This window comes from Methylocystis sp. Sn-Cys, assembly GCF_016745395.1.
GTDB classification, from domain to species: Bacteria; Pseudomonadota; Alphaproteobacteria; order Rhizobiales; family Beijerinckiaceae; genus Methylocystis; species Methylocystis iwaonis.
The window spans coordinates 66,701-92,782 of the sequence record NZ_JAERVJ010000002.1 but is presented as its reverse complement, the minus strand read 5'-3'; the positions used below and the strand labels follow the sequence as shown (position 1 = coordinate 92,782).

24 protein-coding genes are annotated in these 26,082 nt (G+C 64.8%); 14 read left to right on the top strand and 10 right to left on the bottom strand.

All coding sequences use genetic code 11. From position 1 onward, the window contains the following. The first annotated feature begins 28 nt into the window (after window positions 1–28). The 4 genes from JJT62_RS05125 to JJT62_RS05110 all read left to right on the top strand — a co-directional run bounded on the left by JJT62_RS05125 (window position 29) and on the right by JJT62_RS05110 (window position 5,399). Window positions 29–229 (top strand): hypothetical protein, encoded by a 201-nt coding sequence (locus tag JJT62_RS05125; RefSeq protein ID WP_202071634.1) that lies wholly within the window; start codon window positions 29–31, stop codon window positions 227–229. A gap of 250 nt (window positions 230–479) precedes the next feature. Next, on the top strand, window positions 480–3,869 hold the full coding sequence (locus JJT62_RS05120) for an error-prone DNA polymerase (RefSeq protein WP_202071633.1): 3,390 nt from the start codon (window positions 480–482) through the stop codon (window positions 3,867–3,869). Between the two features lie 88 nt (window positions 3,870–3,957). Beyond that, window positions 3,958–4,443, top strand: coding sequence for an SH3 domain-containing protein (locus tag JJT62_RS05115; RefSeq protein WP_202071632.1), 486 nt, complete (start codon window positions 3,958–3,960; stop codon window positions 4,441–4,443). Between the two features lie 74 nt (window positions 4,444–4,517). Further along, complete coding sequence (locus tag JJT62_RS05110) at window positions 4,518–5,399, top strand: MBL fold metallo-hydrolase (protein WP_202071631.1); 882 nt, start codon at window positions 4,518–4,520, stop codon at window positions 5,397–5,399. 160 nt (window positions 5,400–5,559) lie between these two features. Here the strand turns inward: JJT62_RS05110 and JJT62_RS05105 are convergent, their stop codons facing one another. The 5 genes from JJT62_RS05105 to JJT62_RS05085 form a co-directional block, all read right to left on the bottom strand. After that, complete coding sequence (locus JJT62_RS05105; protein WP_202071630.1) at window positions 5,560–5,889, bottom strand: septum formation initiator family protein; 330 nt, start codon at window positions 5,887–5,889, stop codon at window positions 5,560–5,562. 63 nt (window positions 5,890–5,952) lie between these two features. Further along, the gene (locus JJT62_RS05100; protein WP_202071629.1) at window positions 5,953–6,648 is read right to left on the bottom strand and encodes a PopZ family protein; all 696 of its coding nucleotides are present in this window, start codon (window positions 6,646–6,648) and stop codon (window positions 5,953–5,955) included. Window positions 6,649–6,784: 136 nt separating this feature from the next. Next, entirely contained in the window at window positions 6,785–8,230 is a 1,446-nt protein-coding gene (locus JJT62_RS05095) for a TolC family outer membrane protein (protein WP_202071628.1), read from the bottom strand. 132 nt (window positions 8,231–8,362) lie between these two features. Further along, window positions 8,363–9,079, bottom strand: a complete 717-nt coding sequence (locus JJT62_RS05090) for a protein-L-isoaspartate O-methyltransferase (protein ID WP_202071627.1) — start codon at window positions 9,077–9,079, stop codon at window positions 8,363–8,365. 82 nt (window positions 9,080–9,161) lie between these two features. Beyond that, window positions 9,162–9,647, bottom strand: a complete 486-nt coding sequence (locus tag JJT62_RS05085) for an Rrf2 family transcriptional regulator (protein ID WP_202071626.1) — start codon at window positions 9,645–9,647, stop codon at window positions 9,162–9,164. A 265-nt stretch (window positions 9,648–9,912) separates the two neighbouring features. On the opposite strand from JJT62_RS05085, the gene JJT62_RS05080 reads away from it, so the two are divergent. The 3 genes from JJT62_RS05080 (at window position 9,913) to JJT62_RS05070 (ending at window position 12,828) form a co-directional block, all read left to right on the top strand. Then, window positions 9,913–10,716, top strand: coding sequence for a sulfite exporter TauE/SafE family protein (locus JJT62_RS05080; RefSeq protein ID WP_202071625.1), 804 nt, complete (start codon window positions 9,913–9,915; stop codon window positions 10,714–10,716). Between the two features lie 20 nt (window positions 10,717–10,736). Further along, a complete protein-coding gene (cysK, locus tag JJT62_RS05075; RefSeq protein WP_202071624.1) occupies window positions 10,737–11,717 on the top strand; it encodes a cysteine synthase A in 981 nt (326 codons plus the stop codon). 235 nt (window positions 11,718–11,952) lie between these two features. After that, window positions 11,953–12,828, top strand: a complete 876-nt coding sequence (locus JJT62_RS05070) for a hypothetical protein (protein WP_202071623.1) — start codon at window positions 11,953–11,955, stop codon at window positions 12,826–12,828. A gap of 119 nt (window positions 12,829–12,947) precedes the next feature. On the opposite strand, the gene JJT62_RS05065 is transcribed toward JJT62_RS05070, so the two are convergent. From JJT62_RS05065 to JJT62_RS05055, 3 genes are read right to left on the bottom strand one after another with little or no spacing between them, the layout of a single operon-like run. Beyond that, window positions 12,948–13,292, bottom strand: coding sequence for a hypothetical protein (locus JJT62_RS05065; RefSeq protein WP_202071622.1), 345 nt, complete (start codon window positions 13,290–13,292; stop codon window positions 12,948–12,950). A 33-nt stretch (window positions 13,293–13,325) separates the two neighbouring features. Beyond that, window positions 13,326–14,273 carry an aspartate carbamoyltransferase catalytic subunit gene (locus tag JJT62_RS05060; protein ID WP_202071621.1) on the bottom strand — a complete coding sequence of 316 codons (948 nt, stop codon included), beginning with the start codon at window positions 14,271–14,273 and terminating at the stop codon, window positions 13,326–13,328. 57 nt (window positions 14,274–14,330) lie between these two features. Beyond that, window positions 14,331–16,388: a bifunctional diguanylate cyclase/phosphodiesterase gene (locus JJT62_RS05055; protein ID WP_202071620.1), complete on the bottom strand. Its 2,058-nt coding sequence runs from the start codon at window positions 16,386–16,388 to the stop codon at window positions 14,331–14,333. A gap of 332 nt (window positions 16,389–16,720) precedes the next feature. Between JJT62_RS05055 and nadA the strand changes: the two genes are divergently transcribed. The 4 genes from nadA (at window position 16,721) to nadC (ending at window position 21,788) form a co-directional block, all read left to right on the top strand. Next, window positions 16,721–17,821: a quinolinate synthase NadA gene (nadA, locus tag JJT62_RS05050; protein WP_202071619.1), complete on the top strand. Its 1,101-nt coding sequence runs from the start codon at window positions 16,721–16,723 to the stop codon at window positions 17,819–17,821. A 132-nt stretch (window positions 17,822–17,953) separates the two neighbouring features. Further along, window positions 17,954–18,574 (top strand): DUF4202 domain-containing protein, encoded by a 621-nt coding sequence (locus tag JJT62_RS05045; RefSeq protein WP_202071618.1) that lies wholly within the window; start codon window positions 17,954–17,956, stop codon window positions 18,572–18,574. A 3-nt stretch (window positions 18,575–18,577) separates the two neighbouring features. Further along, window positions 18,578–20,122 (top strand): L-aspartate oxidase, encoded by a 1,545-nt coding sequence (locus JJT62_RS05040; RefSeq protein ID WP_202071617.1) that lies wholly within the window; start codon window positions 18,578–18,580, stop codon window positions 20,120–20,122. An 814-nt stretch (window positions 20,123–20,936) separates the two neighbouring features. After that, complete coding sequence (gene nadC / locus JJT62_RS05035) at window positions 20,937–21,788, top strand: carboxylating nicotinate-nucleotide diphosphorylase (protein ID WP_202071616.1); 852 nt, start codon at window positions 20,937–20,939, stop codon at window positions 21,786–21,788. 67 nt (window positions 21,789–21,855) lie between these two features. On the opposite strand, the gene JJT62_RS05030 is transcribed toward nadC, so the two are convergent. Further along, window positions 21,856–22,716, bottom strand: coding sequence for a ChbG/HpnK family deacetylase (locus JJT62_RS05030; protein WP_202071615.1), 861 nt, complete (start codon window positions 22,714–22,716; stop codon window positions 21,856–21,858). Between the two features lie 50 nt (window positions 22,717–22,766). Between JJT62_RS05030 and JJT62_RS05025 the strand changes: the two genes are divergently transcribed. Further along, window positions 22,767–23,738, top strand: a complete 972-nt coding sequence (locus tag JJT62_RS05025) for a glycosyltransferase family 2 protein (RefSeq protein ID WP_202071614.1) — start codon at window positions 22,767–22,769, stop codon at window positions 23,736–23,738. Window positions 23,739–23,782: 44 nt separating this feature from the next. Here the strand turns inward: JJT62_RS05025 and JJT62_RS05020 are convergent, their stop codons facing one another. Continuing rightward, a complete protein-coding gene (locus JJT62_RS05020) occupies window positions 23,783–23,998 on the bottom strand; it encodes a hypothetical protein (RefSeq protein WP_202071613.1) in 216 nt (71 codons plus the stop codon). Window positions 23,999–24,369: 371 nt separating this feature from the next. Here JJT62_RS05020 and JJT62_RS05015 point away from each other — a divergent pair, with 371 nt between their 5' ends. Continuing rightward, on the top strand, window positions 24,370–24,786 hold the full coding sequence (locus JJT62_RS05015) for a hypothetical protein (protein ID WP_202071612.1): 417 nt from the start codon (window positions 24,370–24,372) through the stop codon (window positions 24,784–24,786). A gap of 206 nt (window positions 24,787–24,992) precedes the next feature. Beyond that, window positions 24,993–26,072: a GGDEF domain-containing protein gene (locus JJT62_RS19500; protein ID WP_202071611.1), complete on the top strand. Its 1,080-nt coding sequence runs from the start codon at window positions 24,993–24,995 to the stop codon at window positions 26,070–26,072. Window positions 26,073–26,082 lie beyond the last annotated feature (10 nt).

Sequence of the window (26,082 nt, the reverse complement as noted above, 5' to 3'; positions counted from 1 at the left end):
GCGCCATTCCAACAATCGGGGGAATGTCATGGCGAATGAGACGACGCGGAACGCCGGCGCCGGTTCGGCGGAAAAGAAAGAAAGCTACACGGGCAAGATCGCCGGCGGCCTGGTCGGCGCCGTAATTGGCGGCGCGATCGGCGCCATCCTGCTCGGCGCTTACGCCGTCCTCCCGATCGCCGTCATGGTCGGCGTCCTCGGCGTGGGACTTGGCTCGGTCTTCGACTGAGAACAGTCGGAGGGCGTCTTCAGGCGTAAGCATTTGAGCGCGTGTTGCTCGAAAAATAACTTATCGTTTTCTGCGCGTAATCGCCTACTTGAGGCCTCGCTCCCGCGGCGGGGCCTTTTTTGTCCGGCCATGGACCGCGAGCCTTCACGCTCGCTCGAGGAAATGCGAGCCTGAAGGCTCGCGGTCCTGCCACTTGACGCCGGGAGAAAATACCTAGAACATTAGGAGAACAAAAACCTCCGTCCGCGCCATGCCGCCGCCCCGCTACGCAGAGCTTGCGACAACCACCAATTTCTCCTTCCTGCGCGGCGCGTCGCATCCGGAAGAGATGGCGGCGATGGCGCTGGCGCTCGGGCATTGCGGCATTGGCGTCGCCGACCGGAACTCGCTCGCGGGCGTGGTGCGCGCCCTCTCCTATCTGCGGGCGCATCAGGAAAGCGTCGAGGATTTTCGCCTAGCGGTCGGCGCGCGGCTCGTCTTTCGCGACGAGACGCCGGACATTCTCTGCTACCCCAAGGATCGCGCCGCCTATGGGCGCCTGTGCCGGCTGCTGACGCGCGGCAATATGCGAACCGAGAAGGGCGACTGCGCGCTTTTTCTCGCCGATCTTCTCGACTTCGCCGAAGACCAGCAGCTCATCCTCATGGAGAATGGCGCGCCGCCCCCCGCCCTGTTGGAGGCGGCGCGGGGCCGCGTCTGGCTGGCGGCGACCGCCCTGTTCGGCCCGCGCCCGCGCGCGCGGCTGCTCGGCCGCATCGAGCTTGCGCAAAAGCTCGGCCTGCCGCTCGTCGCGGTGAATGACGCGCATATGCATGTCGTGGAACGCCGCCCGCTCGCCGACGCGCTGACCTGCATCCGGGAGAAGACGACGCTCGACGAAGCTGGTTTTCTCCTCGTCGCCAACGGAGAGCGGCATTTGAAAAGCGCCGCCGAAATGGCGCGGCTCTTCATTGACGCGCCAGGCGCCGTCGATGAAAGCGCGCGCTTTCTGCAAAGGCTCGACTTCCGCCTAACCGATCTCGCTTACGAATATCCCAGCGAATTGCGCGAGGGCTTTGCAAGCGAGCAGGAAGCGCTCGAAGCGCTCTCGCGCGACGGCGCAAAGGCGCGTTACCCACAAGGCGTTCCCGATCAAGTCTCGGCGCTACTCGAACGCGAATTGACGCTCGTCGCCGAGTTGAAATACGCCGCCTATTTCCTCACCGTGCACGACATCATGCGCTTCGCGCGAAGCAAGGGAATTCTCGCGCAGGGGCGCGGTTCGGCGGCCAATTCCGTGATCTGCTTTTGTCTCGGCGTCACGGAAGTCGATCCAACGAAGCACGATTTGCTCTTCGAGCGTTTCGTTTCCGCCGCGCGCAACGAGCCGCCCGACATCGACGTCGATTTCGAGCACGAACGGCGCGAGGAGGTGATCCAATATATCTACAGCCGCTTCGGCCGCGAGCGCGCGGGGCTTGCCGCCGCCGTCACCACCTATCGCGGCAAGAGCGCCATTCGCGAGATCGGCAAGGCTTTCGGCCTGTCGAATGATCTCGTCGGCCGCCTGTCGTCGGCGGCCTTCGGGCGCGGCAGCGAGCGCGGTAAGCGCGGAGAGGATATTACCAAACTCGGCCTCGACGCATCCGAGCCGCGCTTCGCCAAGGCGCTGGCGCTCGCCGAGGAGATTGAAGGTTTCCCGCGTCATCTGACGCAACATTCCGGCGGCTTCGTCATCACGCGCGAGCGCCTCGATGAAGTCGTCCCCGTCGCGCCCGCCGCCATGGAGGGCCGCAGCACGATCGAATGGGACAAGGACGATCTCGACGCGCTGGGCCTGCTCAAGATCGACGTGCTGGCGCTCGGCATGCTCACCTGCCTGCGCAAGGGCCTCGCGCTTCTCGCGCAGCATTACGGGATCGCGCATCGCCTCTCGTCGATCCCCGCCGAAGACGAGCGTGTCTACGCCATGATCTCGCGCGCCGATACTGTGGGCGTCTTCCAGATCGAAAGCCGCGCGCAAATGTCCATGCTGCCGCGGCTCAGGCCCAATTGCTTCTACGATCTCGTCATCGAGGTCGCGATCGTGCGCCCCGGCCCCATTCAAGGCGACATGGTGCACCCCTATCTGCGCCGCCGCATGGGCAAGGAGCCGGTCTCCTATCCGTCTAAAGAGCTCGAGCAGGTGCTCGGCAAAACCCATGGCGTGCCGCTGTTTCAGGAACAGGCGATGCGCATCGCCATCGTCGCGGCGGGCTTCACGCCCTCGGAAGCCGACCAGCTTCGCCGCGCCATGGCGACCTTCAAACGCGCCGGCCTCATCGGCGGCTTTCGCGACAAGATGATCTCCGGCATGACGCAGAAGGGCTATGCGCGGGAGTTCGCCGAGCGCTGCTTCAGCCAGATCGAGGGCTTCGGCACTTACGGCTTTCCGGAAAGCCATGCGGCCTCCTTCGCGCTGCTCGTCTACGCCTCGGCCTGGCTCAAATGCCGCTACCCGGATGTCTTCGCCTGCGCTTTGCTGAATTCGCAGCCCATGGGCTTCTACGCCCCCGCGCAGATCGTGCGCGACGCCAAGGAGCATGGGGTCGACGTGCGCGAGGTGGATATCAATGCGTCGGATTGGGATGCGACCTTGGAGGCGGGTGAATCCCAAGGGACAAATGAGGATCAGGGGAGCATGGCGACCAATACCTCCCCTTTACGGGGAGGTCGGCGGCCGCAGGCCGCCGGGTGGGGCTCGAGCCGCAACGACGCTGATGGGGCCTTACCCCACCCGTCGCAGCTTCGCTGCGCCACCCTCCCCGTAAAGGGGAGGGATGAACTCACGCCCAGCGTCAGTCATTCCCCCAAGTCTCTCCACCCCCGCCACGCCGAGATGGAAGGCGACATTATCGGCGACCGCGCCATCCGCCTCGGCTTCCGCCAGATCAGAGGCGTCGCGGAGGAAGACATGCGCCGTCTCGTGGCGCGGCGTGGCAAGGGTTACGATTCCGTTCGCGACGTCTGGCTGCGCGCGGAGCTCTCCCCGGCGGCGATCCAACGCCTCGCCGAAGCCGACGCCTTCGCCTCTCTCGGCCTCTCGCGCCGCGATGCGCTCTGGGCGGCGGCGGGGCTCAATCGCGTCGGCGACAAGGACGATCTGCCGCTTCTGCGCGCGCTCTCTTTCACGCCACTGGAGCCCGACGCCCATCTGCCGCCCATGCCGCCGGGGGAGGAAATCGTCGAGGATTATCGTTTCCTCTCCCTCTCGCTCAAAGGCCATCCTGTGGCCTTCCTGCGCGCCCGGCTGGAGGCGCGCGGCGCCCTGCCCTGCGAGGCGCTCTCGCGCTTCCCCGATGGCGACGGGCGGCGGGTCACGGTCGGGGGCCTGGTGCTGCTGCGACAGCGGCCGGGCACCGCCAAGGGCGTCGTCTTCATGACCATCGAGGATGAGACGGGCCAAGCCAATATCATCGTCTGGCCGAAGCTTCTGGAGCGTCAACGCGCCGAGATCATCGGCGCCCGCTATGTCGCCGTCACCGGCCGGCTGCAAAAAGAATCGGGCGTCATCCATGTGGTTGCGCAGCGCGTCGACGACCTCTCCGCCGATCTGCGCCTCCTGGAGGCGATGCGCGTCTCGAAAGGCGAGGCGATGCCGAAAGCTCGTAACTTCCACTGAAACGCAAGCGAAACCTTTTCACATTAAAAGCATTATCACTCGGCTGCTTGGCCGAAACCAAAACAGATTTTTCGAAGGGAGTATTCGAATGCGACTCAACAAAAGCCTCGCTCTTACTGCGATCTTTTTGCCGCTCCTGGCGAGCGCCGCCTCGGCCGCGCCCGTCACGAGCCCCGTCAATGTGCGCTCGGGCCCGAGCCCGAAATGGCCCGTCATCGCCACCATCCCGGCCGGCGCCGATGTGCAGGTCCTGCAATGCGGGGGCGGCTGGAAGCGCGACTGGTGCAAGGTCTCCTTCGGGCAAATCAGCGGCTATATCGCGGCGGGCGTGCTCGCGCCGTCCGGCAATAATGTCGAGATCGCGCCGGTCGTCACCTCGGAGCTCGCCAATCTCTATAAGGGCCCGGGCATGAAATATAAGGTCATCGGCGCGGTGCCGGGCGGTTCGAGAGTCAATAAGGGCGCCTGCTATGCGGGCTGGCAGGCGAACTGGTGCCAGGTCAATTACAACGGCACGGTGGGCTATATGATGGAAAGCCTGCTGCAGCGCGAAGGCGCCCTCTTCCCGATGTGAGCCGGCGGCTCGCATCCGCCTTTTGAAAGACTGGCGCAAAACTTCTATCTTCCACCCTATCCAGGGAGAAAGAGATGAACGCGCCAGTCCAACATGCCGCCGAGCGCGTCTCTCCGCTGCTGCGCCGCATCGTCGCGCCGAACGGCGGGCCCTTCACCTATAAGGGAACCTGCAGCTATATCGTCGGCCACGGCGAGGTCGCCATTATCGACCCCGGGCCCGCCGATCCGCGCCACCTCGCCGCCCTGCGCGCCGCGATCGCGGGCGAGCGGCTGAAATATATTCTCGTCACCCACACGCATCGCGACCATTCGCCGGCGGCCCGCGCCTTGAAGGAAGCCACTGGCGCGACGATCGCCGGCTGCGCGCCCTATACCCCCTCGCCCAACATCGCCATCGTCGGCCCCGGCCTCGACGCCTCGCATGACGCGGCCTATGCGCCCGATGTCATTCTCGGAGAGGGCGACCGTCTCGATCTTCCCGACGCGACGATCGAAACGCTGGAGACGCCCGGCCATACGGCGAACCATCTCTGCTTCGCCCTGCTGGAGGAGAAAGCGCTTTTCACCGGCGACCATATCATGGGGTGGTCGACCACGGTGGTGGCGCCGCCGGACGGCTCCATGGCCGACTACATGGAATCGCTCGAAAATCTGCGGCTGCGCGACGATCGCATTTTCTGGCCGGGCCATGGCGAGCCCGTGCGCGATCCCGCCCGCTATCTTCGCGCCCTCGTCCACCATCGCCACGCCCGCGAGGCGGCGATCCTGCAACGCCTGGCCGAGGGCGACGACACCATCCCCCAGATGGTCGCGCGCCTTTATGAGGGCGTCGACAAGCGACTCCACGGCGCCGCGGCCATGAATGTCTTCGCGCATTTGGAGGATTTGGTCGGGCGCGGATTGGTCGAAAGCGAGGGCCCGCCGCGACCCGCGGGACGATATTCGCTCAGGTAATATGAGATTCGCTCGATTGGTCCAGCGTCATTCCCGACGCTCGCGCCGTTCGGTCGCCACCGTCATTGCGAGGAGGCGGAGCCGACGAAGCAATCCAGGGCCGCATCGCCGCCCTGGATTGCCCGATGCGAGCTGTTCAAACGGAAGCGGTATGAGCGGATTACGGCGTCTCGCCTTCCGGGAGCAATATCACCACCTCGTTCTTGTGCACGCGACCGAGGCTCTTGCGCGTTTCCTCGTCGAGAATATCGGCGTCGATATTCTCGCCCTTGATAAGCGCGATTCTGGCTTCCCATTGCATGCGCTGCAGCTTCAGCATGTCGCGTTCGAGGCGGAGCTGCGCGAGCTTCTGCTCATATTCTTCGCCGGTCTTGAGGCCGCGCTGGCCGTGGACGCCGTGCCAGACAAAATAGCTCGCGACCGCGCCGGCCGCACAAAACAGTGTGACGGGCAAGATCAGCGAGCGAAGAAACAGGCGGAGTCGGTGCATGAGCAAAACGCTAGCGCCGACTCCTATCGTTATCGTTAACGGGCCGTCAAAGCCGGGCCTGCTTTATCGGCGCCCGCCTCTCGCCACGCGCTCGATCTCGGCGCGCACCAGCCGCTCGACAATGACCGGAAGATTGTCGTCGAGCCATTGTTTGAGCATCGGGCGCAGCATCTCCTGCGCGTATTTCTGAAGGAGGCCGCTGTCGTTGAGGATCATGCTCGCCGCGAGCGTCTGGAATTGCGAAGCGACCGAGGAGGCGGCCTCGGCCGAGACCAACGGCGCGTCTTCGGCTTCATATTCGACGATGTCGGCGCTGTCGTCGTCGACGTCGTCCGTCGGGGCTTCGGGGGCGAAATCCACCGGCTCGGAAAGCTCCGGTTCCTCGAGATAATCGTCTTCTTCTTGCGCGTCCGTCTCCTCGACCAGTTGGACGGGTTCCGGCGCGCGGTTCAGACGCAGCGGCAGCGATCTGATCTTGGCCGCGGAAGCGAGATGCGGCTCTTCTTCGGCGGCAGGCGCCGGCTGCAGGGCGGCTTCCGGCGCAACAGCCTCCGGGACGAGAGCGGCGGATTGCTCTGCGATGGCGCGCTCGGCGTCGCGGCGACGACGTTCCTCGCGCTCGCGACGCGCGCCAGGAAGCGTGTCGTCGTCGGCGATGATGCGGCGGATGGAAGCGAGAATTTCCTCCATCGACGGCTCGTGCGCGCGCATCTCTTCATGGATTGAGGGCGACGGGGCGGAAGCGTTCGCTGCGCTCATGGAGTGCTTTCTCGAAATGGTTAGCGTTGTGTCTTACGACGCAAAGGTCGATTAATCAGTGACCCTCGCCCGCCTCCGAATCAACACGGCGGTACCGAATTCCACACCTTTCGGGTCACGCTGTCACCATTTCAGATCATCGCCCGTCCGGCGTGTCCGTTCCGATCCACTTCAATTTGACTTGTTCGTAATGGACGCCAGGGTCGTAAAGCGCCACGTCGAGATTGATCTCCTGCGCCGACAAACGGCCAATGGAGCCGAGCGCGGCGTAAGACGCCACCACGCGATCACGCTGCGAAATCACCAGCCCCACGCGCGCATTGAGCAACGCCTGCTGGGCGTTGAGCACGTCCAGCGTCGTGCGCTGGCCGACCTTCGCCTCTTCGCGCACGCCGGAAAGCGCGGTCTCCGCCGCCTTCACAGCCGCCTGCTGGGAGATGATGGAGGCCTTCGCCGTCTCGAGCAATCCGTAGCTCGACACCACGCTGGCGCGCACGCTGTCGCGTTGCAGGTCGGCGTTCAAGCGCGCCTGCCCGAGCTGTTCCTTGGCCTGGCGGATCGAGGCGTATTCGGCGCCGCCCTGATAGAGCGGCACGTTCAACTGGCCGGTCGCTGCGGCCGAAAACTGCCTCGATCCCGGAAAGCCCAGGAATGAATCATATTGGTTCGAGACCTGCGCATTGACCGACAGGGTCGGCGACAACGCGCTCTCCGCGACCTTCACGGCGAGCTCCGCCGCATCGACCTGATGCAGCGCCGAAACGACGCCCGGGTGCTCCGCGAGCGCGATGGCGATGGCCTCGTTCAGCGATTTGGGAAGAAGCGGCTCCAGCGAACGGCCGGGCTCGAGATGGCTCGGGTCATTGCCGATGAGCTGATGATAGTTGGCGATGCTCGTCTTGAGCTGCGCTTGCGCGGCGTAGAGATCGGAGCGCGCCTGGGCGAGCGAGGCTTCGGCCTGCGCCACGTCGGTGCGCGTCACCTCGCCGACGTCGAATCGATCGCGGGTCTGCTTGAGCTGCTGCTCGAGAACGGAGATGTTGTTCTTGCGCAGATTGACGACCGCCGTGTCGCGCAGCACATTCATATAAGCGGTGGCGCCGTTTTGCAGGATCGCCTGCTCGGTGAGACGCATCGTGGCGCGCGCGGCGAAGACGCCGGACTCGGCCTGGCGCATGGAATTTGCGGTGCGTCCGCCGTCGAAGACATTCTGCGTGATGTTGAGCGTGGCGCCGCGCGGCCAGCCGACAAATTCGTCGCCGAAATATTGCCGTTGGCCGGTCGTCGTATTTCGCCCGCCGGGAATGCGCAGATTACCGTATTGGGGGCCGGCAGAGGCCTGGATGTTCGCTTTCGGCCGCATGCCGGCGGCGGCCTTGGGCGTCTCCTCGTCGCGCACGCGCACATTCGCGCGGCTCTGATTGAGATCTGGATTGCCGGCGTAAGCCCGAGCGAGCGCCGAGAGAAGCGATTCGGCCTGTGCGTCGCTGATCGAAGCCGAAATCAGCGCCGCCGCGATGAGGGCGCTCTGCGCAACAGTCGCAAGGCCCTGCCCCGGCGACCGTTTAGACGCCACATCCATACTGAACGCTCCTCATCACAATCCGGCTTCCGCCAGAAGCACGACAGCGAGAACGCCCTGCCCAGCAGGCGATTCTCCACAAGACGCGGCACAAGGAACGCAAGGTACGCGAAAAAGCTGAATGTAGGCGCGTCAGAAGACGAAAGACGGCGCCTTCGCAAAACCCTCGAGAACCGGCGCATTCGCGCTGAGCAATGAGATTCGTCCGGCGAGCTGGCCATCCTGACGCTCGAACCGCACAACATGCTGTCCGGCGCCCGTCTCCGGCGTCACGATCGCAAGAAGACGGCCGTTCGGCGTCAACTGAGCGAAGAGCGTGTCGAGACCCGCCTCGACCGCGCCATGGACAAAGATGACGTCATAAGGCGCCGCGGCGGCGAAGCCCTGCTGATGCGGACCCGTCACGACGCGCGCATTGGCGGCGCCGAGCGCCGACAGGCCATCCTTGGCGCGCGCGGCGAGCTCCGGATCGGATTCGAGCGCGACCACCTCGCCGACAAGGCCGGCAAGAAGCGCCGCCGAATAGCCGGCGCCGCCGATGTCGAGCGCCCTCTCGCCCGGGCGGGGTTCGCCCCCTTGCAGGAGGCGGGCGAGAACGAGCGGCGGCAACAGCGTGCGCTTGTTTCCGCCAGCGCCGTTCACCGTGATGGCGAGGTCCGAATAGGCCAGCGGCGCCTGGCTCGCAGGCAGGAAGAGCTCTCTGGGAATCTCGAGGAAGCGCGCGAGGAGCGGCACGTCCGTGACATCGAAGGGACGAAGCTGACGCTCGACCATCGTGCGGCGCAACGCAGCCGCCGCTTGTCCCTGCTCCGCATCCCGACGAACCGTCGCCACCGCTGCTTCCGACATTCAATTCCCGGCGTCAGGCCGGCCTCTAATTTCGCAAGATCGCCCGGCGCGAAAAGCCGGCGCGGGCTTTATAGGTTCAGCCTCACGCCATGTCCATGGCCGCAGCCGGCGCGGATTTCGCCGCTTTGCCTTCGGCCGGCGCCAAACCCGCCTCTCCGAGCGCGCGCATTTGAGCGAGCGAGGTGTTGTCGAGCACCTGAGCGATGGCGTCGCGCGCTTTGAGCATGACCAGGCGGACGGGGCAGCGACACTCGTCCGGACAGTCGTCGCATTTGCGATAAAGCCGCTTGCTGGCGCATTGAATCGGCGCGAGCGGCCCGTCGAGAACGCGCACGAGGTCGCCGACGGCGATCTGCTCCGGCAGGCGGGCGAGCATATAGCCGCCGCCCTTCCCCTTCTTGGAATGGACAAAGCCGGCGTTGCGCAATTCGCTGAGGATGGCGTCCAAAAATTTCTTGGGGATTTGATTGCTGGCGGCAATATCCGCGACAAGCGCCGTCTGGCCCGGCTCAATCCCAGCGAGATAGGACATCGCCTTCAGTCCGTATTTTGCTTTTTTCGTGAGCATTCGACAGCTTACCACAGATTTCGCGCCAGGCGCGGCCCCCGCCGCGTCGGGAGGCTTACCCTATTCTCCCGCTCGGCGGCGCGACTAAATCACATATTCGACGCCTTTCATATAAGAGCTTGACGGCCTCCCTCCAGTCACTCTAGCTTTCAACTAGAACAGTAGACATTTGACGCGACAAACTTTTCCGACAATATACATTAGAAGATGGTGGCTCCCGTGTTTGCACGGGAAGCGGATGTGAAAAAGAAAGGAGCCCATCCCAATGGTCTCGGTCGCCGATGCGCTCCATGCCTTCAACCCTCTATATTCGCTGTCAGGATTTGTCGTCGGCTCGCTCGTCGGGCTCACTGGCGTCGGCGGCGGATCCTTGATGACGCCGATCCTCGTGCTGCTTTTCGGCATTGCGCCGACGACGGCGGTGGGGACGGACCTGCTCTACGCCGCCGTCACCAAGAGCGGCGGCACGATCGTCCATGCGCGCAACGATACGGTCGATTGGCGCATTACGCGGCGGCTCGCCTGTGGCTCGGTTCCGACGACGATCGCGTCGCTCCTCCTGCTCTCCTGGCTCGGCAAGACGGCCGGCCATGCGGCGAACGGCCTCATCACATCGGCGCTCGGCGTCGCCCTGTTGCTGACCGCCGTGGCGATTCTCTTCCGCGGCTGGATCCTCAATTACATTGCGCGCCACACCGACAATCTGACCGACAGCCGCGCACGCTTTCTGACAATCGTGCTCGGCGCGTTCATCGGCGTGCTGGTCTCGGTCTCCTCGGTGGGCGCCGGCGCCGTCGGCATGACGGTGTTGCTCGCCCTTTACCCGCGCATGCCGACGGTGCGCCTCGTTGGCTCCGATATTGCTCACGCGGTGCCATTGACGCTGGTCGCCGGCTTCGGGCATTGGCTGATGGGCGGCGTCGACTGGCTGTTGCTGTTCTCCCTGCTTGTGGGCTCGCTGCCCGGCATCTGGCTGGGAAGTCATCTGGCCGCTCGCGTTCCCGACCACTATTTGAGGCCCGCGCTTGCGACAATGATGGCGGCGGTGGGGGCCAAGCTGTCGATCTGAAACTCGTTCCGGAGCAAGACATGTCGAAAGACACGCCGTTCACGCCACCCGCAAAGCCGGGCCGCGGCCGCATTTACGACTCCATCACCCAGACGATCGGCGACACGCCGCTCGTACGGCTCGACCGACTGGCGAAAGAAAAAGGCGTGAAGGGCAACCTTCTGGCCAAGCTCGAATTCTTCAATCCGATCGCCAGCGTCAAGGACCGTATCGGCGTCGCCATGATCGACGCGCTGGAAAAGAGCGGCAAGATCACCCCCGGCCAATCCGTGCTCATCGAGCCGACCTCCGGCAATACGGGCATTGCTCTCGCCTTTGTCGCGGCGGCGCGCGGCTACCGGCTTATCCTCGTCATGCCGGAATCGATGTCGATCGAGCGGCGCAAGATGCTCGCATTGCTCGGCGCCGAGCTGGTGCTGACGCCCGCCGCCCAAGGCATGAAGGGCGCGCTCGCCAAAGCGTCGGAGCTGGCCGCCGAAACCCCCGGCGCCGTTATTCCGCAGCAGTTCGAAAACCCCGCGAACCCCGAGATTCACCGCGTCACCACGGCGCAGGAGATCTGGAACGACACCCAGGGCCACGTCGATTATTTTGTCTCGGGCGTCGGCACCGGCGGCACGATCACCGGCGTGGGTCAGGTGCTCAAGCAGCATAATCCGGCGTTGCGCGTGGTGGCGGTGGAGCCGGAAGATTCGGCGGTGCTCTCCGGCCGCCCGCCGGGACCGCACAAGATTCAGGGCATCGGCGCCGGCTTCGTGCCGCCGATCCTCGATCGCGGCGTCATCGACGAGATCGTCACCATCGGCAATCAGACCGCCTTCGACACGGCGCGCCTGCTCGCGCGCGTGGAGGGCATTCCGGTGGGCATTTCCTCGGGCGCGGCCGTGGCCGCGGCGCTGGAAATCGCCGGACGGCCGGAGGCCGAGGGCAAGAATATCGTCCTGATCATCCCCTCCTTCGCCGAGCGCTATCTTTCCACGGCGCTGTTCGAGGGGCTGTAAGCAAACCTAGCTGCCTCGCCGTCATTGCGAGGAGCGAAGCGACGAAGCAATCCAGAGCAGCTATCACGGCCCTGGATTGCTTCGCCCCGCTCGCAATGACGGGCTAAACTCGAGCGATCCCTCTCCGGCCATCTGCTGCATTCGCGTTCGCCAAGTGAGCGGACGCACGGAACTCTCTGGACGCCTGGCTACCATTGCGAATTGCGCAGTGGAATTGCGCGGTCAGGAGTTGGTTATGCGCAAATCATCTTCAGCTTTCTTTGCGGCGATCCTCGCTACGGAGAGTCTCGCCCCGAATATTTCTCATGCCTCGGGCGCGCTCCCGCGCGCCTGGGCGTCTGCCCAGTTCGGCGCCGACAGCGCGAGCTGCGGCGCCCTTACGAGCCCCTGTAAGACCTTCCAATATATGCACGACGCCATCGTCGCCGTCGGCGGCGCGATTCTGGTGCGCGATCCGGGAGCCTATGGGCCAGTCGTGATCAAGAATGCGCTGTCGATCGTCAATGCGAACGTCGGCGACGCCAGCGTGTCGGTCTCCTCCGGCGACGCAATCGCCGTCCAGGCCCCGACGACGGCCTCGATTCTCATCAAGGGTCTCGTCATCGACGGGGGTGGAACCGCCACCAATGGCGTCAACGCCACGGGCTTCGGCAACATCGCCATCCAGGATTGCACGGTCATCGGGTTCAAGGGCAATGGCCTCGCCATCGTCCCGCAGGCGGGCCCTGGCCTCTTCGCTGTCGCCGATACCCTCGTGCGCGACAACGGGACTGGCGTTCTCGTGCAGGGCAATATCGCAAACGCGCAGAATATGAACTATGTGCAGCCGACCGGAACGCTGACGCGCGTGAAGGCGAACGCCAATGGGGTCGGCGTGCTCGCGACGAGCCTCGCCTATGTCGAAATCGACCAGGTCGACGCGACCGCGAACGCGGCCACCGGCCTTTCGGTCACGAATAACGGCTTTATCTACCTCACGAAATCGACTGCCGTTGGAAACCCGACCGGCGTCAAAGTCTCAGGCGGTTTCGCCTCCACTTATGGCGACAACAGCTTCATCCGGAACGGCGTCAACATCAGCGGATCGCTGACGGCGATTGCTCACAATTGAGCGCGACAGGCGACGCAAATCTCGCTGTCATTGCAAGGAGCGTAAGCGACGAAGCAATCCAGAGCCGCGTTGCGGCCCTGGATTGCTTCGCTTCGCTCGCAATGACGGCTGGGAGAAGGTCACTCCTTCGCGGCCGCCGCCGTGACGCGCTTGCGCTGATAATGGCGCCCATAGGCGCCGACGATATAGCCGACCGCGCAGATTACGAAATACACGACGATCAGAAAGCCGCCGCGCTGATTGGCGGAATGCGCCTTCTCCAAAAGCCCGGTGACAGACTCCTGATCGAGCAATTTGTCTGAAACGACGCCGCAGACGACGGCGAGAATCGGCACCGACCACGACGGCAACCGAAAATAGCCGATCGCCGCTGCCGCCGCGAAGGCGACGAAGCCGAACACATGAGCGAACTGGATCATGATCGACTGAGACACTAATCCGATGAAGCGGATCAATTTGAGCATTTCGCGCCCCTTCTTGGTTCTTTTCGACCGATCTTACACATTGGGCAGGTGCTGCGCGAGGGCCTCCAGAACGGCCATGCGGACCGCGACGCCCATTTCGACCTGCTCGCGGATCAAGGAACGGCCGCTGTCCGCGACGGCGGAGTCGATCTCCACGCCGCGGTTCATCGGGCCCGGGTGCATAACCAGCGCGTCGGGCGCGGCAAAAGCGAGCTTTTCCTCGTCAAGGCCGAAGAAATGATAATATTCCCGGGCGCTTGGCGTGAGCGCGCCGGCCATGCGCTCGCGCTGCAGCCGCAGCATCATCACAATATCTGCGCCGTCGAGCCCGCTGCGCATGTCGTGATGGACCTCGACCCCGAGACGAGAGAGGCTGTCGGGGGCGAGCGTCGACGGCCCGACCACCCGGAGCCGCGCCCCAAGCGCCGACAGCAGCAGAATATTCGAGCGCGCCACGCGCGAATGGAGAATATCGCCGCAGATCGCGATAATGAGCCCCTCGATGCGCCCCTTGTTGCGGCGAATGGTCAGCGCGTCGAGCAGCGCCTGAGTCGGGTGTTCATGCGCGCCGTCGCCGGCGTTGACGACCGAGCAGTCGACCTTTCGCGCCAGAAGATGCGCCGCGCCGGCCTGCGCATGCCGCACCACGATGATGTCCGGGCGCATGGCGTTGAGGGTCATCGCCGTATCGAGCAGCGTCTCTCCTTTGGATTCCGACGAGCGCGCCACCGACATATTCATCACATCCGCGCCGAGGCGCTTGCCGGCGATCTCGAAGGAGGCCTGCGTGCGCGTCGAGGCTTCGTAGAAGAGATTGATCTGCGTGCGCCCGCGCAGGATCGACCGCTTCTTCTCGACCTGCCGCGACACTTCGACCGCCTGCTCGGCCATGTCGAGAAGCATTTCGATCGTCGGCCTCGACAGGCCTTCGATGCCGAGGAGATGGCGGCGCGGGAAAACGGTTGGGACATCTGGCTGCATGGCCATGTCTATAGCGGGGTTTGACCGCCGCCGCGACCCCTCGAAATATCCGCGCGCTCACCCCGCCGCAGCGAGGCGTCCGGGCTCGTGCTGGGACGTCGGCGCTCGCGCCTCCTCGACGATCGGAAAGCCGCCGAATAGGTCGCCGATCTGCCGCACCGGGCGCGGCGCGCTGAACAGATAGCCCTGAACCTCGCGGCAGCCGAATTCGCTGAGCATTTTCAGTTGGCGCGCGGTTTCGACGCCCTCGGCGGTGACCGAAAGCGAGAGGGAGCGCGCCAGCTCGATCGTCAGCTTCACCACCGAGGCGCACATCGGATTGGTTTCCAGATTGGCCACGAAAGAGCGGTCGATTTTCAGCCTGTCGAGCGGCAGGCCCACGAGATTGGCCAGGGAGGAATAGCCTGTTCCAAGATCGTCGAGCGCCGTCTTCACGCCGAGCTGGCGCAGGTTGGCGAGCATGTCGTAGGCTTTTTCGCCGTCGAGGATCATCGCCGTTTCGGTGAGCTCGAGCTCCAGCCTGCCCGGCTCGAGGCCGCTCGCATTCAGCGCCTCGCGGACAATCTCCTCGAAATCATGTTTGCGCAATTGCAGCGCGGAAACATTGACCGCGAGCCTGAGATGCGACGGCCATTCTTGCGCCGCGGCGGTCGCTTCCCGCAGCGCCCAGGAGCCGACCCGCTCGATCTGGCCTTCACGCTCGAAGAGCGGCACGATCTCCGCGGCGCTGAGCACGCCGCGCACCGGATGGCGCCAGCGCAAGAGCGCTTCGAAGCCCGTTGTTTCACAGCTCTGCGAATCGACGAAGGGCTGATAGACCATGAAGAGTTCGTGCTCGGCGAAGGCGCGGTCGAGCTCGGCGCCGAGCGTGTTTCGCTCGGCGATGAAGCCGAATCGGTCGCGAAATAGCGTATATCCGCAACGGCCGGCCTGCTTCGTTGCATACATTGCGCTGTCGGCGCTACGCATGATGCTTTCCGGATCGACGCCGTCGCTCGGCGCGATGGCGACGCCGATGCTGGTGGAGATTTGCAGGCTGCGTCCCTCGACCTCGAATGGCGCGCGAAAGCTGGCCAGGATGCGTCGCGCGATCGTCACCGCGTCTTCGACGTTGCGAATATCGACCGCAATGAGCGCGAACTCGTCGCCGCCGAGGCGCGCGACAAGATCGTTTTCGCGCGTGGACGCCTTCAACCGACGCGCGGCTTCGACAAGAACGAGGTCGCCCGCCTCATGTCCCATCGAGTCGTTGACGTTTTTGAAGCCGTCGAGATCGAGGCACATCAGCGCGAAGCGTTCGTCCTTGCGCGCCAAACGCGCGAAGGACCGCGCAAGCTCTTCACGAAAAGCGACCCGGTTGGGCAAAAGGGTCAGCTCGTCGCGGAGGGCCCCTTCCTGCGCCGCCGCCTCGGCCGCGCAACGCTGCGCCGCCGCCTCCGCGCGTTTGAACGCGCCGTTGATCATCACCAGGCTGTAGAGAGTCGTGGCGAAGCCGACAACGTCGAACACAGGATCGTGCTTGCTCAAGAGCGCGACGGCGAAGCCCGCCCAGATCGGCGCGACATGGGCCAGCAAAGCGCCGGGGATCATGCACAGCGCAAAACCGCCGCCGAACAAGGTCGACAAGACAAATCCGACGATGACAAGTTGCTGCGGCAGCGGCGAGTCGGCGAAGAAAAAGGCCGGAAAAACGCCCCATAGCGCACCATGCAGAAACGCATTCGCCGTGGCCCGCCACACGCCATTCGCGGAAACGGCGCTGCGGTGACGCTGCGGCGCGCTCACCCGCCGGGCGTAAACGATTCCCGCAAGGCAAAATACCAGCGCTGTCCAGACTTCGACCTGCCCGGCGACGGGGGTTTCCCACATCAGCAGCAAAAAGGTCAGCGCGCTGAAACAGGAAACGAGCAAAATGACCGGCGTCCCCCGTTCGAGATCGGTGAGTTGCTCGGCGCGGAAACGCCCCCGAACGGAAGGCGAGAGCGGACAAGCCTCGAAAGCCAGCGGGTCGCCCTCGAGAAAATGGCGTAGACGCGCGAGGCATGATCTGTCGGAATCGAAAAAGTAAGCGCGCAGGCGCGACAGCGCGCCAGAAAATGCGGATAAAAACATCATGCCATCCCGCGGCCCATTTTTCCCTCGGCGTCATGCCGGGAGAGAATCCGATCGGATGTTCCGCCGCAGACGTTGACAATTGTTAAAGCTGTGCCGGGCGCGCGCCTGAAAAGGAGTTAATGTTTCCTTTTCCGGGGTCTGGCCTTGACTTATGCTCGCCGCGAGAACATGTGTCGGATTGCTAGGGTTGCGGGTGCGGACAAGTATCATTAAGCTCTGGCGAATGAGCGCTCCGGGCGGGGTTCGCCGCGGAGTTTTTGTAGGGCCACCTTATACTCACTTTGAGTATATAGGCCGCGTAGACGTCGACTACTGTGAGGGGCAAGCGAGCCATGACGTCCCAAACCGCCGAACTGACGAGAGACCTCGCGCCCGCGCCGACGATCCGCCCGCGCGCGCTGGGCCTGGGGCCCGACGGCCGCTTTCCGATCATTCCCCGCCCCAATCTGGAATGGACCCCGGAGGTCGAGGCGGCGACGGCGCATCTCTATGAGCGCGTCTCCAAGGTGATTCCGGCGATCGAATGGCCGTTTCACGCGCCTTACGTAAAGGCGATCAATGACATCAAGAAGACGCGCAATGCGGTGATTCTGGCGCATAATTACCAGACGCCGGAAATCTACCACTGCGTCTCGGACTATATCGGCGACAGCCTGCAGCTCGCCAAGCTGGCGGCGAAATCCGACGCCGAGGTCATCGTCCAGGGCGGCGTCTATTTCATGGCCGAGACGTCGAAGATCCTGAACCCCGAAAAGACCGTGCTGATCCCCGACGCCGAAGCCGGCTGCTCGCTCGCCGCCTCGATCACGGCCGCCGACATTCGCGCGCTGCGCCGCAAATATCCGGGCGTGCCGGTGGTCGCCTATGTGAATACCTCCGCGGAGGTGAAGGCCGAGGTCGACATCTGCTGCACCTCCTCCAACGCCGTGAAGGTGGTGGAGAGCCTCGGCGTCGACCGCGTCATCATGGTTCCCGACCGTTTCCTGGCGCAGAACGTCGCCGTGCAAACCAAGGTGAAGATCATCGCCTGGAACGGCGCCTGCGAAGTGCACGAGCTTTTCACGGCCGAAGAAATCCTCGGCTTCAAGGCCGATCATCCGGGCCTCAAGGTCATCGCCCATCCGGAATGCCCGCGCGAAGTCGTGGAAGTCTCCGATTTCTCCGGCTCCACGGCGGCGATGATCGATTATGTGCGCACGAAAAAGCCGGCGCGCGTGCTGCTCGTCACCGAATGCTCCATGGCGGATAATATCGCGGCGGAGACGACGGGCACGCAATTCGTGCGCCCCTGCAATTTCTGCCCGCATATGAAACGGATCACGCTGCCGAAGATTCTCGACGCGCTGCTCGACATCCGCGAGGAGGTCTTGGTAGACCCGGCCGTGGCCGCCCGCGCGCGGCAAAGCGTGCAACGGATGATCGATCTGGGGTGAAGCCCCTCCCTGTCCCTCCCCCGCAAGTGGGAGAGGGGACGCTCGCGATCGGCGCTGTCGATGAAGGCCCCAACCTGCTCCCTCTCCCGCTTGCGGGGGAGGGTTGGGGAGGGGGCGCAACGGGAAGACCACATGCCCTCTCTCGACGCGGTTCTCGCCGCCATCGACGCCGCCAACGCCGAAGACCCCCGCAAAGTCGACGGCCGCGCCGTCGAGACAGTATATGCAGAGCGCATGAGCGCGCGTCTCGCCGCGCTCTACCCCAACGCCTCGGACCTTTTGAAAATCGCCGCCCGCGCGCAGCATCTGCGCCGCTGGGAGATTGCGCGCGGCGATTACCCCGAAGGGCGCAAGGGCTACAATGACTGGCGACGCACGTGCCGCGCCCATCACGCCGAACTCGCCGGCAGGATCATGCGCGCCAATGGCTATGACGAAGCGGCGATCGCCCATGTCGGCGCGCTGATCCGGAAGGAACAATTGAAAAAAGACCCGGAATCGCAGGCTTTGGAGAATGTCGCGGCGGTCGTCTTCCTCGAACATTACTTCGACGAGTTCCTCGCCAAATACGACGGCTACTCCGACGACAAGATCGTCGATATTCTCGGCAAGACCCTTTGCAAGATGTCCCCCAAGGGCCATGCTGCAGCGCTTGCTTTACCCCTGCCCGAGCGCGCCCGCGCGCTCGCCGCCGCCGCCGTGGCGCGCGAAGCCGCCGCGCTCGAACGGCTCGCCGCCGTCTCACTCGATTAGCCTATGCCGAAACAGCTTCCTCCCATCGTCATCGTCGGCGGCGGCCTCGCCGGGGTTTTCTGCGCGCTGAAGCTCGCGCCGCATCCCGTGGCCATTCTGGCGCCGACGCCGCTCGGCTCGAGCGGCTCCTCCTATTGGGCGCAGGGCGGCATTGCGGCGGCGGTCGAGGAGGGCGACACGCCGGAACGGCACGCCGAGGATACGGTTGCGGCAGGCGGCGGCGTCGTGGACGCTGAAATTGCGCTCGGCATGGCGCAGGAGGCGCGCGCGCGCGTCGAGGATCTCGCCGCCATGGGGGCGCCCTTCGATCGCAAGGATTGCGGCGCTTTCTCGCCGTCTCGCGAGGCCGCCCATTCCCGGCGCCGCGTCGTGCGCGTCATGGGCGACGGAGCCGGCCGCGCCATCATGGAGACGCTGGAGAGAAAGGTCGCCGAGACCCCGTCGATCACCGTCGTCGACGGCTATTCCGCGCAGGAAATCATCACCCGCGACCGTCGCGTCGTCGGCGTGCGCGCGCGCCATGCGTCGGGACGCATCTGCGACATCCCCTGCTCCGCGCTGGTGCTCGCGACCGGCGGCGTCGGCCACCTCTACCGGCTCACCACCAACCCCATCGAGTCGCGCGGCGTCGGCCTCGCCATGGCGGCGCGCGCTGGGGCCATCGTCGCGGACGCGGAATTTGTGCAGTTCCACCCCACCGCGATCGATATAAACGCCGACCCGGCCCCGCTCGCGACCGAAGCGCTGCGCGGCGAAGGCGCCATCATCGTCGACCGGGACGGGCGGCGCTTCCTGCTCGACGTCGACCCGGCGGGAGAGCTGGGCCCACGCGACATCGTCGCCCGCAGCGTCTTCGCCAGCGTCAAGGCGGGACGCGGCGCCTTCCTCGACGCCCGCGCCGCCGTCGGCGCCGAATTCCCCGCGCGTTTCCCGACCGTTTACGCGAGCTGCAAGGCGGCGGGAATCGACCCGGTGCGCGAACCCATCCCGATCGCGCCCGCGGCCCATTACCACATGGGCGGCGTGTGGACCGACGCGCGCGGCCGCACGAGCGTCGCCGGCCTCTGGGCGATCGGCGAAGTCGCCTCGACAGGCGTGCATGGGGCGAATCGTCTCGCCTCCAATTCTCTTCTGGAAGCCGTTGTCTTCGGCGCGCGCGTGGCGGCCGACATCGGCGCGACGCCTTTGCAGGACATCGATTCGCGCGTCGCCGCCGAGCGCGCCGAGGCTTCCGCGCGCGAAAGCGATTTTGCGATCATCGAGGAATTGCGCGACCTCATGTCCGCCAATGTCGGCGTCATCCGCGACGTCGCCGGGCTCTCCGGCGCGATCAAAGCGATCCGCCGGCTATCGAGCCGGGCGCGGGATATCGAGGTCTCGAATATGCTGACCACGGCGCTGATGATCTCCGCCTCGGCGCTGATGCGGCGCGAGAGTCGCGGCGCGCAGTTCCGCTCGGATTATCCACAGCCGGACCCCGCCTTCGCCCGGCGCTCGCAGATGACGCTCGCCGAGGCCCTGCGGATCGCGGACGAGGTCGGAACGTGACGGTGCGCGCTAATCGGCGTCGCGATTCCCATCCCTCCCCCTTGCGGGGAGGGTGGCCCGGCGAAGCCGGGACGGGTGGGGCCCGAGCCCAGTCACGCCCGAGATTGTCGACCCCCACCCCTGCCCCTCCCCGCAAGGGGGAGGGAGCGATGCTGCGGGCGCCGGCGATACGTAACTTAGATGCGCGAGCGCGAGACGCCCTTCGCAACCGCGCCAAGGACAATCTCGCCCGCGATCCCCATCCCTCCCCCTTGCGGGGAGGGTGGCCTCGCGCCGCGGGGCCGGGTGGGGCCCGAGCCCGATCACGCCCAAGATTGTCGACCCCCACCCCTGCCCCTCCCCGCAAGGGGGAGGGAGGGATGCTGCGGGCGCCGGCGATGCATAACTTGGACGCGCGAGCGAGAGACGCTCTTCGCAAACGCGCCGACGACACTCTCGCCCGTGATCCCCATCCCTCCCCCTTGCGGGGAGGGTGGCCTCGCGCAGCGGGGCCGGGTGGGGCCCGAGCCCGATCACGCCCGAGATTGTCGCCCCCCACCCCTGCCCCTCCCCGCAAGGGGGAGGGAGGGATGCTGCGGGCGCCGGCGATGCATAACTTGGACGCGCGAGCGAGAGACGCCCTTCGCAACCGCGCCGAGGACAATCTCGCCCGCGATCCCCATCCCTCCCCCTCGCGGGGAGGGTGGCCCGGCGAAGCCGGGTCGGGTGGGGCCCGGCCGCATTCACGCCCGAGATTGTCGACCCCCACCCCTGCCCCTCCCCGCAAGGGGGAGGGAGGGATGTGGCAAGCAGAGTGGCTCACGGGAGACGGCGTATGAGCTTCGACCTCTCTCCTCTTCTCGTCGACGACGCCATCCGCGCCGCTTTGGCGGAAGATCTCGGCCGCGCCGGCGATATAACGACGCAGGCCACGATCCCCGCGCGCGCCACCGCCCGCGCCGTCATCGCCGCGCGGGAGACGGGCGTCGTCGCCGGCCTGCCCTTGGCGCGCGCGGCCTTCCGGCGGATGGATCAAAATATCGGCTTTGAAGCGTGGCTCGAGGACGGCGCCAATGTGGTCCCCCGCGCCATCGTCGCACGCATCGACGGGCCGGCGCGCGCCATTCTCTCCGCCGAACGCGTCGCGCTGAATTACCTGGGCCGGCTCTCCGGCGTCGCCTCGCTCACGGCCCAATATGCCGCCCGCATCGCCCATACGAAAGCCAAGGTCTGCGACACGCGCAAAACGACGCCGCTGCTGCGCGCCTTCGAGAAATACGCCGTGCGCTGCGGCGGCGGCGCTAATCACCGCTTTGGCCTCGACGACGCCGTGCTGATCAAGGACAATCACATCGCAGTCGCCGGCGGCGTGGTCCCCGCCCTGCGCGCGGCGAAGCGCTTCGTCGGCCATCTCGTCAAGATCGAGATCGAGGTGGACACGCTCGCTCAGCTAAAAGACGTCCTCACTGAGGGCGCCGACGCCGTGCTGCTCGACAATATGACGCCCGACGATCTGCGGCGCGCCGTCGAGATGGTCGGCGGCCGAATGATCTGCGAAGCCTCGGGCGGCGTCACGCTCGACACCGTCGCCGAGATTGCCGAGACCGGCGTCGATCTCATCTCGGTCGGCGCGCTGACGCATTCGGCGAAGGTTCTGGACCTCGGGCTCGATATAGAAATCGCTTGAGCGCTGGACCGCGCGCCTTCAGGCGCGCTCAAAAAAATGCGCGCCTGAAGGCGCGCGGTCCGTTCGATCACCTCAACGCCGCGCTCAGCCGCCCGAGTTTCAGCCCCCGCCTCTCCAGCATCTCCGGCATGCGCGGCGACAACAGAAACGCCAGCTCCTGCTCCCGCGTGATCGTCACCGGGTCGAGCGCCTTCAGCTCGTCGTCCACATGGCCCGGGTGGCACATGATGAGGTGACGCCGCCCTGGCGCGCGCAGAAAGGTCTCGAAGGCCTTGGCGTAATCCTTCCCCGGATCGAAATCGGAAAAGCCGGAAAAACCGTCGTTCACCGCAAAGCCGCGCCATTTGGCGGCGCGGCGCAGGCCCGAGGTCAGGGCGCGCACCGCGAGCGCCTTGCCGATATGGGCGCGGCGCAACGCGATGCGGTGCGGCCCATCGGCGGCGTCGCGCACCCAGGCGCGGCCGGCGAGCTTACGCGCCGCCATGGCGTCGAGCAGCGCTTCGCGAATCCCCGGCAGCCCATGGATATGTTGATGCCCGTCGACGAAATCGGGCCGGCGCTCCATCACCGCCTCAAAACGGTCGAGCTGACGCTCTATTTCGGCGCGAATCTCCTCCATGGGGAGCTTGCCGCTCATAGCGAGGCCAATGACCTGCCGGACTGCGGGAAACGCCCCGGTCGGCGCAAGCTTCGGCATGGGCGAGAGCGGGCGGCCGAGCGTGAGGTTGAAATGCAGGCCGACGTCGGCGTTTTCGCAATGGCGCAGGAGGTCACGGCCCATCGCCGGCCAATGCGATCCGTTCACCAGCGCCGAGACGGCCGTCAACCTCCCGGCGTCGAGCGCTTTCAAAATGCCGACCGAAACCCCTTGGGAGAGGCCATAATCATCCGCGCAGAGGGCGACGATCCGCTCATTTGCCTTGGCCATCCCGCCTCCCATCTATGCCGCGCGACGAATTTCTGCTTGAAGCCTGCGTCATGAGCGACACCATCGAGACCCCCGATATATCGGTCGTCATCCCTGTCTTCAACGAGCGCGCCAATTTGCGCCCGCTTGCGGCGCGGCTCACGCACGCATTGGCGCAGGCGGGCGTGAGCTTCGAAGCGATCTTCGTCGACGACGGCTCGCATGACGCCAGCATGGACGAATTGCGCGCCCTGTGCGCACAGGAGCCGCGTTTTCGCGCCCTCTCCTTCTCGCGCAATTTCGGCAAGGAAGTCGCGATTGCGGCGGGTCTCGACGATGCGCGCGGCCGCGCCGCCGTCATCATGGATTCCGACCTGCAGCATCCGCCCGAGGTCATCATCCAATTCGTCGAGAAATGGCGCGAGGGCTATAAAAACGTCTATGGCCAACGCACGGACCGGGCGAGCGACCCGAAGATGCGCACCATCTTCACGGAGGTTTTCTACCGGCTGCTGGCAAAATTCGGCGACGTCTCGCTGCCGCCCGGCGCCGGCGACTTTCGTCTGCTCGATCGGCAGGCGGTCGACGCCTTGCTCTCCATGCGCGAACGCGCCCGTTTCAATAAAGGCCTCTACGCCTGGATCGGCTTCAAATCGATCGGCGTGCCTTTCGAGGTCGACGCGCGGGCGAGCGGCGTATCGAAATTCAACTTCACCCGTCTCGTCAGCTTCGCTCTGGACGGGCTCATGTCCTTCTCCTCGATCCCGCTCAAAGTCTGGACTTATGTAGGGCTCGCGATCTCGATCTTCGCGCTGGGCCTCGCCGGCTATTATTGGGTGCGGACCATGCTTTTCGGCGTCGATACGCCCGGCTTTCCGACGCTCGTCGTCTCGATCGCCTTCTTCTCGGGCGTCCAGCTCATCTCGCTTGGCGTGCTCGGCGAATATGTCGCGCGCATCTTCAACGAGGTGAAAGGACGGCCGCTTTATCTCGTGGCGGAGCGGGTGGAAGCAAACAAGCAATCTCGACGCGCCAAAGAATGAGGAAGGCGCGCCGCGCCTTCACCCACGCAACTGCGTCTCGCGGCTCAAGCGGCGGCCTTGTCGCCGCTGGATTGATCGGCGCCGTTCGGGCCAGGAATTCTGTCGAGCACGGACAGGGCTTCGATTCTGGCCAGTTGAAGAAGATGGGCGACCGTCGGCAACTGGGACCGTATCGCCATGTCGGCGAGCTCGGCGCTCATGTCGCTGATATAGATTACAGAGTCTTCCTGAAATTGCGGCTCGAGGCTAACGTCGGACATATTTCAGCTCCTGGCGACATATCTGAAATGGAAACTACGAGACGTCGAACAACGCATCTGTCTGATCCGTAATTTTCCCAGACCGGGCATCCGCCCTGGGATTTGCGTGGCTCCTCCTGCTCTCGCGCCGACCCACCGCCGCGCCCCGGCCTGATTGTGCCTCGAGCCGACGTAAGCTTGGCCATAATGCCTGATCAGCGGTCCAAGACTATTGCGAAAACGCGCCCGTATTGTGTTTCGCGCGGATAAACCGATTGGATTTCACATGTTTGCCGGTTTGGTTTCCCCTTCCTTACCCCGGAGCGGCGCTCGGTCGGTTGGCCGGAAGGACAGTCGCTCTCCGGATAGAAGGGTGATATTTTGATCCGATCATGACGATCGCAGCGCGCCCCGCCGGCTCTCGGCTGGGAATTATTCTCGGTTTCTCGGCCCTGCTTTTCCTGGCGTTCGCCTTCGGGCTACGCCTCGTCTGGTTCGGGGCAGAAGCGCCCTTGCCCCCGCTTCTCGAAAATCTGCCGGATTCGAAAACCGAAGCGGATCAAGAAATCTTCCTCGCCCGCCTCGATCGCGCCTTTCCCGCGGGCTTCGCCGAATCGGACCTTCTGGATGCGCTGGCCGCGCAGGGCTTCACCCGCGCCGCCGCGCCGGAGCGCGTCGCGACTTACGATCGCGGCGCGGGGTTGAACGACAAATGCCGACGCAGTGGAAACCTGCGGTGGAGCGCCGACGCCGCCGGGCGCGTGACCAAGCTCACGGGCGGCTATTATCAGCATTGCCCAACTCATTAGCGCTTGCTTAACAAGAGCGCGATAAATCCCCGTTTTGGGGATGGCCTTGAAATGGAGCGTCAGCTTCCAGCAAGGCTACCGATCCATCCTCGCCGATGCTTCCCGATTCCTTCCTGCAGTCGGGAAGCGGACGCCGGCGTGTCGGGTCGGATCCCCATGCGTCGGCCTTCTTCTTTCTTTTGGTTGTCGAGCGAATTGGAAGCCCCGTGAGATCCCTACGGTCCATCGCCCCCTTACTTTCGATTTTCGCGCTCATTTTCTGCGCGGCGTTCTTCGCTGGAATGACGGTGAAGGCGCAAGCGCAAGGCGCGTCGGACATTTCGAGCCTTTGGTCGTGGGCGGTCCAGTCCTGGACGACCGAAACCACAGCCGACGGCAGGATCATCAAGGTCGTTCACGAGCCTTTCGCCTTGACCCGGAATCTCGCCCTGATCGCGCTGACGATGATCGGCGGGACGATACTGGTGACGGAAAAATCGAGCGCCTCGAAAATCACGCCGGCCAAGCTCGCGATCATGCGGGGCCAGCTCGACGAGGGGATCGGCGCCATCATCGATCTCCTCCAGGGCTATGCGGAACGCAATCAGAAATTCGCGGATTCCGTGCTCAGAGGCAGCGCCGAGCTCGCGAAAGCGAGCAGCCCGGAACGCCTGAGATCCGCCATCGAATTCCTGATCTCCGAAAACCAGAAGATGTTGAAGGAGACCGAGGCCTATCAGGCAAGCCTGCGCAACTCGCGCGATCAGATCAGCAAGCTTCGCTTCGAGCTGGCGGAAAAGCAGGCCGAGACTCAGAAGGACACTCTGACGTCGGCCTTTAACCGGCGATATTTCGACGCCAAGCTCGCCAATGTCCTGGCGGACGCCAACCGGCGCGCAACATCGATCAGCTTGATCCTGGCCGATCTCGACCACTTCAAGAGCATAAATGACGAGCATGGGCATCTTGCGGGCGACGAGGTGCTGAAGATGTTCGCCGATCAGATGCAGAAGCATGTGCGGGCGGAGGACACCGTCGCCCGTTTCGGCGGCGAGGAATTCGCGGTCATCCTTCCCCACGCCAACATCGAGGCCGCCGTCGCGGTCGCCGAGAAAATGCGGCGATGGCTCTATGGCAATAATTGGAAGATCGCCGGCAAGCCACAGACCCAGAAAATAACGGCGTCGTTCGGCGTCGCCCAATCGCGCGCCAATGATACGCCCGACGAACTCATCAAACGCGCCGACTCCTGCCTCTATGCGTCGAAATCCTCGGGCCGCAACCGCGTCACCCCCAGCCACGTCTGAGGCGGCGCGC